Annotated in this window: 4 protein-coding genes; 3 read left to right on the top strand and 1 reads right to left on the bottom strand. The window is 55.4% G+C overall.

What is annotated here, in order from left to right; genetic code table 11:
- Positions 1–411 precede the first annotated feature (411 nt).
- From KAJ83_RS19150 to KAJ83_RS19140, 3 genes are all read left to right on the top strand, one after another.
- The gene (locus KAJ83_RS19150) at positions 412–1,014 is read left to right on the top strand and encodes a recombinase family protein (protein ID WP_210683736.1); all 603 of its coding nucleotides are present in this window, start codon (positions 412–414) and stop codon (positions 1,012–1,014) included.
- On the top strand, positions 1,014–1,202 hold the full coding sequence (locus KAJ83_RS19145) for a hypothetical protein (protein WP_210683735.1): 189 nt from the start codon (positions 1,014–1,016) through the stop codon (positions 1,200–1,202). The genes KAJ83_RS19150 and KAJ83_RS19145 overlap by 1 nt, the downstream gene beginning before the upstream one ends.
- Positions 1,203–1,267: 65 nt before the next feature.
- Positions 1,268–1,540 (top strand): hypothetical protein, encoded by a 273-nt coding sequence (locus tag KAJ83_RS19140; RefSeq protein ID WP_210683734.1) that lies wholly within the window; start codon positions 1,268–1,270, stop codon positions 1,538–1,540.
- A gap of 117 nt (positions 1,541–1,657) precedes the next feature.
- Here KAJ83_RS19140 and KAJ83_RS19135 read toward each other — a convergent pair whose 3' ends face one another.
- Positions 1,658–2,182, bottom strand: a complete 525-nt coding sequence (locus KAJ83_RS19135; RefSeq protein ID WP_343222061.1) for a recombinase family protein — start codon at positions 2,180–2,182, stop codon at positions 1,658–1,660.
- Positions 2,183–2,228 lie beyond the last annotated feature (46 nt).

The raw sequence follows: 2,228 nt of genomic DNA, 5'->3' as shown, positions 1-2,228 counted from the left end.
CCATCGTTTGTCATGGTGAATCAGATTTGCGGCCCCATGGGAATCCCTCGTGAGTCTCAATCAGCGAGAGTTGGTATAATATGGCACTTTTATACGCGACTTTGCGCTCAATGTCCAGTTTATTAGAAATATTCGTGGATATATACGCGCTTCAACCCGGTTTATTGTTGTGAATTCACAAGCATTAATGCCAGACATAATTGATAGTATTTGCCGAAAGGACTTTATGATGAATTATTATCTAGATGACAACTTGAAAATCGGCGGGTTTCTGCCATTCTACGCGAAGCAGGTGAGCCGGGCAGGGCCGCCAGATACCGCCAGAGCCGACGAGACAGAAAGGATCGTATTTGCCGCCCTTGAGGCCCACGGCTTCCGGCCCTTGCCGGAGCACGGGAAAGGCGGTGAATCATGAATTTCTGGCCCGATATCGAATGCCCCGGACGGCGGATCGGCTATGCCCGGGTTTCCACCAAGGATCAGAAGCTGCGCATGCAGCTTGAGGCGCTGAACGCGCTGGATTGCGCGGAGATATTCCGCGATCACGGCGTATCGGGGGCGAAGGATTCACGCCCCGGCCTTGATGCCATGCTGCGGATTTTGCGCCCCGGCGATAGCGTAGTGGTCTTCAAGCTCGACCGGCTGGGGCGCAGCGTCATGCACCTCTCCGGCTTGCTCACCCGCTTTCAGCATGAAGGCGTGCACTTCGTTTCGCTCTCCGAGGGGATCAATACGACCACGCCGGGCGGAAAGCTCGCCTATCACATTTTCAGCGCCGTGGCCGAGTTCCAGCGCGACATCATCGTGGAAAACACCACCTGCGGCCTGATGGCCGCGCGGCAGGCGGGAAAGCGCCTTGGGCGGCCCTTCAAGCTCTCCCCCGATGCCATCGCGGAGGCGCACCGCCTGATGGCGCTGGGAGAAGTCGATATCCAGTCAATCGCCGCCCTGAATGACGTGCACCCGCGCACGCTGGAGCGGGCTTTTGCCCGGCTGGAAACGGAGGCGGCGTGATGAAACTAGATCTAGAAAAGTACCGCCATGTGTTGGATGACACGGATTTATCGGAAGACGAAAAAACCGATTATCTTCAAACCGTTTGGGTAATCCTGCACGAGTGTATGCAATTGGCGCTCAAGGAATGCACCGTCCCGCAAGATGAGAAGCATAAGGTGCCTGATAGCAATCCGGGCCAGGAGTGAGGCAGCGGCACTAAACAAGATCGGATTACCTGAACCAAAACGCGAAACAAAAAAGGAATGGGTATATGGAAAGAGAAGAATTAAGGGAATTTCTGCATTTTCTGGATGGCACAGATATGACAGAGGACGAAAAGCTAGAATACATTGAATGTGTTCAGAGGGTTATAAGTGAGTTTGTGGCTCTCGGATGGGGCACGCATCCGATCCAACAGGCGTCGGACGCCAAGGAAAGAGACGAATGCATCCTCACGCAAGAATTGCTCGATAACCTAAAAGCTAAGCATGACGGCGGGAAACCGGAAGATGACAGCGCCTCCGGAGAGTCCGAAACTAGTTAAGCGTTGCAGAGCCCCCCTACTCGTATCGTGAGTGATATACCTTCTTCTATGCATCATGAATGTATGGCGCGGTGAGTTATAAAAAGCGCATTTATAACTCATGGTCGCGCCCGTTAGTCAGGCCGCGCGTGTTTTTAAGGCGCGGCGCAGGGTCGTGACATCCACCCCCAGCATGGCCGCAATGCTCGCGCGGCTTTCCGTGCCCGATTCGAGAAGGACACACGCTTGATCGAGCTGTTCGGGTGAAAGCTTGCGGGGGCGGCCGATATGCTTTCCCCGCCGCCGGGCCGCTGCCATGCCCGCACGGGTGCGCTCGGAGATCAACTCGCGTTCGAATTCGGCCAAGGCGGCCAGAATGTGAAGATAGAAACGCCCCCCGGCACTCATCGTATCGATCTGTTCCTGCAGGGAGCAGAACCCTATTCCCGCTTTACGTAGATCGTCGATGATTTGAACCAGATGGGGCAGCGAGCGTCCCAGCCGGTCAAGTTTCCAAACGGTCAGAACATCCCCGCTGCGCAGTTCCTGCAAGGCCGCCTGCAAGCCGGGACGCTCAGCCCGTGCGCCGGAGATGCCGTAATCTTCATGAATAGTCCGGCACCCTGCCTCCTGTAATACCAACTCTCGCTGATTGAGACTCACGAGGGATTCCCATGGGGCCGCAAATCTGATTCACCATGACAAACGA

The sequence above is a fragment of the Marivibrio halodurans genome (assembly GCF_017963645.1).
GTDB classification, from domain to species: domain Bacteria; phylum Pseudomonadota; class Alphaproteobacteria; order UBA8366; family Aestuariispiraceae; genus Marivibrio; species Marivibrio halodurans.
This window is presented reverse-complemented; position numbering and strand designations above follow the sequence as displayed.